This window comes from Devosia sp. (genome assembly GCF_028290645.1).
GTDB lineage: Bacteria > Pseudomonadota > Alphaproteobacteria > Rhizobiales > Devosiaceae > Devosia_A.
The window spans coordinates 1-6,867 of record NZ_JAQGJL010000063.1 but is presented as its reverse complement, the minus strand read 5'-3'; the positions used below and the strand labels follow the sequence as shown (position 1 = coordinate 6,867).

Below are 6,867 nucleotides of genomic sequence, written 5' to 3'. Positions count from 1 at the left end.
TGAGCGGGACGGCGCTCTCGACCGGGCTCAAGATCCTGTTCAATCGGCCGCGGCCAGACCTCGGGGCCGCCGCAACGGTGTTCACGGCGAGCTTTCCAAGCGGCCACGCGACACTCTCGGCCGTGGTGTTCCTGACGCTGGGAGCGCTATTGGCCGATTCCATCCAGCGCCCGGCGCTGAAAGTGTATTTCATCGCGCTTTCGATCGTGCTGGCGGTCATCGTCGGCATCAGCCGCATCTATCTAGGCGTCCACTACCCCACCGACGTCATCGCCGGCTGGGCGCTCGGCGGGGCCTGGGCGCTGCTGTGCTGGGTAGGCTGGCGGGCGCTGCCGCGGTAGCCGCCCGGGTCAGGCGGCATCGGCCACGCCGCCGAAGCTGCGGGTGCGGCGGGCGTAGTCGGCGAGGGCGGCTTCGAACTGGGGCGGGCCGAAATCGGGCCATTTGACCTCGGTGAAGAGCAGTTCGGCATAGGCGCATTCCCAGAGCAGGAAGTCGGAGAGGCGCCGGTCGCCGCCGGTGCGGATGAGTAAATCGACGTCCTCGGTGCCGAGCTGGGCAGCCAGCGCCTCGGGCGTGAGGCCCGCTGCCGCGGCGGCGAGGATGGCTTCGCGAGCCGAGTAGTCGATGGCGATGCGCAGATGGAGGCCGCTGCAAGCGGCGGTGGTGCGCTCGGCGGTGGCGATGGCCTTGACGAGGCCGAGCGGCAGCCGGTCGCGGCGGCCGAGGATGCTGATGCGGACGTTGGTATCGCGGAGCTGGCGGGCTTCAACGAGGAGGAAATGGCGGAGCAGGGCCATGAGGCCGGCGACTTCGGCGTCGGAGCGGCGCCAGTTGTAGGTCGAGAAGGCGTAGAGGGTGAGGGCGCCGACGTCGTTCTCGATGGCCGAGCGCACGATGGCACGGACGGCGTCGGCGCCTGCCTGGTGGCCGATGGGACGAGGCAGGCCGCGGGCTTCGGCCCAGCGGCCATTGCCGTCCATGATGATGGCGACGTGGAGTTTGTGAGGGGGATTGGTTTGCATTGTAAACCTCGGTGGCGAAGGGGGAATGGCGAATGGTGAATGGGGGACTGCTGCGAAGAGTGCGGTGGGGTAGGGGCTCCCTTGCCCCCTCCACCATGCTTCGAATGGTCCCCTTCCCCCGCGTTGCGGGGGAGGATCCGGCGTCAGGCTGGGCGGGGCTTGAGGTTGGGTTCCTGTTGGGTGGTTTCGGCGCGGGCGGAGGCGTCGCGGACGACGCGTTCGAGGACGTTCAGGTAGTCGAGGAAGCGCTGGCGACCGGCGGGGGTAAGGCGGATTTCGGTGAGGGGGCGGTTGCCGGCATAGCCCTTGCGGATATCGACGAGGCCGGCCTCGTGCAGCACGGCGAGATGGCGGCTGAGATTGCCCTGGGTGAGGGCGCAGAGGCGCAGCAGGTCGTTGAAGGCGAGGCCGTCGGGGCGGCTGACCAGCGAGGTGAGGATGCCGAGGCGAGCCTTCTCATGGATGATGCGGTCGAGCCCCTCATAGGCGAAGGGAGCGCCGGATTCAGCGGGCATGGGCGGCCTCCGGGGCGCGGTAGACGATCGCGGCGACCAGCAACTGGCCGACGGCGAAGGGCAGGCCCATGTGCCAGGGGGAGTGGGCGTGGTCGGCCGCGGCGAGGAGCAGGACGGTGACCCCCGCGAACAGGTACCACGCGCCGGCCAGCGCGATGGCGCGGGGCAGGGAGCGCGTGGCGGCGAAGATGCCGAGGCTGACGAGGATCAGCCACAGGCCCGGGACCAGCCACAGTTCATCGGGCGCCGAACGCGCGAAGAACACCAGGAGGGCGGCGCCGGCGACGCCGGCGGGAACGAAGTTCAGCACGGCCTCGCGGATCATATGGTCCGCGAGCCCGGCATGATGGCGGCGCGAGCGGCGCAGCATCTCGGCGCCGATGAGGGCGACGGCGACGATGGCAGTCGCCACCCAGCCGACGAAATAGGGCAGGGGCTCGGTCGCGCCGGGGATCAGCGACTGGACGGCCGCGACACCGAAGGCGAGGGCGCCGCTGGCGGCGAGGGCGGCGGGGCCGAGACCGAGGAATGGGCTCGACTGGGCAAGGCGGCTCTTGATCTCATCGATATCGGCGAGGGCCTTGTCCAGATCGGTCATGGGTCGGACTCTGGTTTGCGGTGCAAAGTAGAGTGGGGCGCAAATTGCGGCCGGGGTGTGGCGGGGATGGGTAAGTAGAAGCTCGCAGGTAGTGCTCCGGATTGTTTATGGCGGTGCCCTGCCGACGATTCGCGCCCGGGGGGACCGGGGTTGTCTGGGCGTATCGAGGCGTTCATCGCTCGCTGGCAGGGCAAGGAGGGCGGGGCGGAGCGCGCGAACTATGCGCTGTTCCTCTCGGAACTCTGCGACGTGCTGGAGGTGGCGCGGCCCGACCCGGCGTCGGCGGCGCACGAGCACAACGACTATGTGTTCGAGCGGGCGGTGATCCGGCGCGAGGGCGGCGAGCGCAGCGCGCACAAGCGGATCGATCTCTACAAGAAGAACTGCTTCATCCTCGAAGCCAAGCAGAGCCGCTGGAAGGGCGGGGACAAGGCGATCGCCGGGCAGGAGGAGATGTTCGAGGCGAGTGCGCAGAAGGATGCCGGACGGCGGGGTATCGAGCGCAACTGGGACATCCTGATGCGCAACGCCCGACGGCAGGCCGAGGAATATGCGCTGATGCTGCCGGCGGACCACGACTGGCCGCCTTTCATCATCGTCTGCGATGTCGGGCATGCGTTCGAGATCTATGCCGATTTCAACGGCAAAGGCCGGGACTACACGCAGTTTCCGGACCGGCAGGGGTTCCGGATTTACCTCGAGGACCTGCGCAAGCGTGAGGTGCGCGAGCAGCTAAAGCTGATCTGGAGCGATCCGGCGGCGCTCGATCCGACAAGGAAGGCAGCCAAGGCGACACGCGAAGTGGCGGAGCGGCTGGCCGAGGTCTCGAAATCGCTGGAGCGGCGCGGCTATGGCGCGGACCAGGTGGCGCAGTTCCTGATGCGGTGCCTGTTCACGATGTTCGCCGAGGACGTCGAGCTGCTGCCCAAGGACGGGTTCAAGGGGGTGCTCGAAAAGTGCCGGACGGACCCGGAAAAGTTCGGGCCGATGGTCAGCCAGCTCTGGGCGGCGATGAATGCGGGCGAGTGGGCCTATGCGCTCGAGGCCAAGGTCAAGCGGTTCAACGGCGAGTTCTTCCGCAATCCCGAGGTGCTGCCGCTCAACCGGGAGGAGATCGGTGAGCTGCTGGTTGCTGCGGGCAAGGACTGGCGGAACGTCGAGCCGGCGATCTTCGGCTCGCTGCTCGAGGGGGCGCTGGACGCGCGGGAGCGCTCGAAGCTCGGGGCGCATTACACGCCGCGGGCGTATGTCGAGCGGCTGGTGCTGCCGACGATCATGGAGCCGCTCAGGACCGACTGGTCGCAGGTCAGCGTGACGGTGGAGAAGCTGCTGGCCGACGGGCAGAATCGGGCAGCCATTGCGGCGGTGCGCGAGTTCCATGATCAGCTGTGCAGGATCAGCGTGCTGGACCCGGCCTGCGGGACAGGCAATTTCCTCTATGTGGCACTCGACAAGATCAAGCAGCTCGAGGACGAGATGCTCGAGGCGCTGTCGGCACTGGGCGGGCAGGAGGCGCTGGCGCTGGACCGGCACCGGGTGGACCCGCATCAGTTCCTCGGGATCGAGGTGAACCCGCGGGCGGCGGCGATCGCCGAGCTGGTACTGTGGATCGGGTTCCTGCAAATCCACTATCGCTCGAACAAGGGGCATCCCGAGGAGCCGATCCTCAGGGCGTTCCACAATATCGAGTGCAGGGACGCGGTGCTGGCGTGGGACGGGTATCCGGCGCCGGTGGTGGTGGAAGGGAGGGAGACCTATCCGAACCCGCGTCGGCCGGACTGGCCGATGGCGGATTTCGTGGTAGGGAACCCGCCGTTCCTTGGGAAGGGACAGCCGATGCGGGAGGCATTTGGGGAGGCCTATCTGCAGGCGCTCTGGAAGGCCAACCCGAAGGTCAACAAGAGCGCCGACTTCGTGATGTACTGGTGGGACAGGGCGGCCGAGTTGCTCACCGCGAAGAACTCCGCGCTTCGTCGCTTTGGCTTTGTCACCACGAATTCCATCACGCAGGTCTTCAACCGGCGGGTAGTGGAGCGGCACATGGCCGGAACGCGGCCGGTATCGCTTACCTTTGCGGTGGCGGATCATCCTTGGACCAAGGCAGGCCCCGAAGCGGCCGCTGTCCGCATCGCCATGACTGTAGCCCGATCAGGGAGCGATACCGGCAGCTTGCTCAAGGTGACGCGCGTCGCAAGTCTAGATACGGAGGAGCCGAGGGTTGAACTAGAAGAGCACCGGGGGATGATAAATGCCGATCTGACCATTGGGTCCGACCTAACGAAGGCTAGGTCACTGAGGGCCAACGTTGGCATGTCATCCAATGGGATGATGCTGGCCGGGCGCGGATTTGTCCTTTCTGCGTCCGATGCAAAACGCTTGATCGACCTGGATGGACCCGACGCCAACTCAGTTATCAGGCCATTTCTCAACGGTGGAGACTTGGTGCGGCGAGCGAGTGAACGCTACGTGGTGGACATGTTCGGGCTGGAGCTGGAGGACATCAGGGCGACGTTCCCACACATCTACGAGCATCTCTTGTGGTCAGTGAAACCGGAGCGTGAGGTCAACAGTGACCGCGCATTTCGCAGGCAATGGTGGCTATTTGGGCGTCAGCGGCCCGAGATACGGAGTTTCAGAGTCGCCATTGCCAGGTTCATAGGGACTACCGAGACGGCGAAGCATCGGATCTTTCAGTTTCTCAGCACTGAGTTCACACCAGACCACATGGTGGTGGCGGTTGGTAGTGACGACGCCTTTCATCTCGGCGTACTCTCCTCCCGCATCCACACTACTTGGGCGCTCCGCGCAGGTGGTTGGCTCGGTGTCGGCAATGACCCGCGCTATTCCAAGTCCCGGACGTTCGACCCCTTTCCCTTCCCCGACCCCGACGAACTCCTCAAAGCCGAAATCGCGGACATCGCCGAGAAGCTTGATGCGCATCGCAAGGCGGTGCAGGCGGCGCATCCGGATGTGACGCTGACCGAAATGTACAATGTGCTCGAGAAGCTGCGGGCGGGCGGGGAGTTGACGGAGCGCGAGGAGGTGGTGAAGGCGGATGGGCTGGTGCTGGTGCTCAGGGACTATCACGACGAGCTCGATGCGGCGGTGTTCCGGGCCTATGGCTGGCCGGCTGGGCTGGGCGAGGCGGAGGTGCTCGAGCGGCTCGTGGCGCTGAACCGGGAGCGGGCGGAGGAGGAGGCGCGGGGGCGGGTGCGGTGGTTGCGGCCCGAGCACCAGATTCCGCGGTTCGGCACGGCGACGCAGAGGGCGGAGCGGGGCGGGTTGCAGCTGGCGGCGCCCGAGGAAAAGGGCAAGCCGAGCTTTCCCACCGAGGAGCGGCGCCGGACCAGCGCGATCTACGCGGTGCTGGCCGCGGCGCCGGGTCCGCTCAGTGCCGCCGATGTCGCCGCGCGGTTTCGGCAGGGCAAGAAGGTCGAGCGCGATATCGCGCAGACGCTGCGCGCTTATGTGCGCTATGGCGACGTGAACAGCACCGACGGCGGCCGGACGTTCGCGTTGCGGCGGGCGGCATAGTTCGTCCGGGAAACGAACCTCCCCATAAGCAATGTTCCCAAGTTTATCCCCGCGCTTTCCGCAGCCGATAACATTGGCACATCAAGTTGCGGAGGAATGGATGCTGAGCAAGGGCGCGACGGGAAGCAAGGTCAGGGACCTCGCAAGGAACCTCAAGGCGCTTGGATACTATTTCGGGGTTGAGACCTCGACGTTCGACAATGAGGTCTGGAAGGCCGTGCGGGCGTTCCAGATGCAGGGTGTCGATGCGGTGGGGCGGCCGCTGGTGGTGGATGGGGTGGTGGGACCGGTGACGCTCGCGGCCATCGAGGCGCACCTCGGAGGCACGACGATCAGCTTGCCGCCGGCCAGTGGGCCGTTGGCACCGGGCGGCAGCGCCACGGCGCGCGGGGCGCTGAAGGCGGCGATCGCCGAACTCGAGGCGGGGCATGGCGAGGTGGGCGGCAACAACAAGGGGCCGCATGTTGCGAAGTACCTCAACGGCATCATCGATCCGCCGGCCGAGTGGTGCGCGGCGTTCGTCAGCTTCTGCTTCAAGAACTCCGGGCAGCCGATGCCCTACACCTATTCGCTGGGCGCGCGCGACGTGCTCAAGCGGATGCGGGACAAGGGATTTGGCGTCAAGGTGGACGCCGCCAATCCGCCGCTGCCGGGCGACGTGATCGTCTGGTGGCGGAACGCGCCGGATTCCTGGCACGGGCATGTCGGGCTCGTCCACAGCTATGTCGACGGGTTGGTACACACCATCGAGGGCAACAAGACCCCGAAGGTGGGCAAGTTCACCTACACGCTCGGGGCGATCGACAAGCTGCTGGGCTTTGCGCGCGTGCCCTGAGGGCGCGCCGCTTCACGGATCATCAGAAAACATCGGGAGGCAGACTTTGCTGACAGAAGACGTGCTGCGCCAGCTCTATCCCTCGGCCAAGGACGCGATCATTACGGCTTTCGCCAGCCAGGCGGGCGCCCTGCTGTCCGCTTTCGGCATTTCGGACCGGCAGAACCGGCTGCATTTCTTCCTTGCGCAGATCGGGCACGAATCCGGCGGGCTGAGGATCACCGAGGAGAACCTCAACTATAGCCCTCCGCGAATGATGCAGGTCTGTTCGACGCGGTTTCCGACGCTCGGTTCGACCAACGGGTTCGCGCACAATCCTGAAGCCCTCGCGAACAAGGTGTATGGCGGGCGGCTGGGCAA

6 protein-coding genes and 1 pseudogene are annotated in these 6,867 nt (G+C 66.3%); 4 read left to right on the top strand and 3 right to left on the bottom strand.

From position 1 onward, the window contains the following. A partial coding sequence (locus JWQ89_RS03415) for a phosphatase PAP2 family protein (RefSeq protein WP_299638413.1) occupies positions 1–341 on the top strand: 341 nt, incomplete at its 5' end. 9 nt (positions 342–350) lie between these two features. Here JWQ89_RS03415 and uppS read toward each other — a convergent pair. The 3 genes from uppS to JWQ89_RS03400 form a co-directional block, all read right to left on the bottom strand. Continuing rightward, positions 351–1,025 (bottom strand): polyprenyl diphosphate synthase, encoded by a 675-nt coding sequence (gene uppS / locus JWQ89_RS03410; protein ID WP_299638411.1) that lies wholly within the window; start codon positions 1,023–1,025, stop codon positions 351–353. A gap of 143 nt (positions 1,026–1,168) precedes the next feature. Further along, positions 1,169–1,540 carry a transcriptional regulator gene (locus JWQ89_RS03405; RefSeq protein WP_299638409.1) on the bottom strand — a complete coding sequence of 124 codons (372 nt, stop codon included), beginning with the start codon at positions 1,538–1,540 and terminating at the stop codon, positions 1,169–1,171. Then, positions 1,530–2,138 carry a hypothetical protein gene (locus tag JWQ89_RS03400; protein ID WP_299638408.1) on the bottom strand — a complete coding sequence of 203 codons (609 nt, stop codon included), beginning with the start codon at positions 2,136–2,138 and terminating at the stop codon, positions 1,530–1,532. The genes JWQ89_RS03405 and JWQ89_RS03400 overlap by 11 nt, the downstream gene beginning before the upstream one ends. A gap of 150 nt (positions 2,139–2,288) precedes the next feature. Here JWQ89_RS03400 and JWQ89_RS03395 point away from each other — a divergent pair, with 150 nt between their 5' ends. The 3 genes and pseudogenes from JWQ89_RS03395 to JWQ89_RS03385 all read left to right on the top strand — a co-directional run. Beyond that, on the top strand, positions 2,289–5,672 hold the full coding sequence (locus JWQ89_RS03395; RefSeq protein WP_299638407.1) for a DNA methyltransferase: 3,384 nt from the start codon (positions 2,289–2,291) through the stop codon (positions 5,670–5,672). Between the two features lie 100 nt (positions 5,673–5,772). After that, positions 5,773–6,507, top strand: coding sequence for a peptidoglycan-binding protein (locus JWQ89_RS03390; protein ID WP_299638405.1), 735 nt, complete (start codon positions 5,773–5,775; stop codon positions 6,505–6,507). Positions 6,508–6,553: 46 nt separating this feature from the next. After that, positions 6,554–6,867, top strand: a pseudogene (locus JWQ89_RS03385) (glycoside hydrolase family 19 protein); the annotation flags it as partial.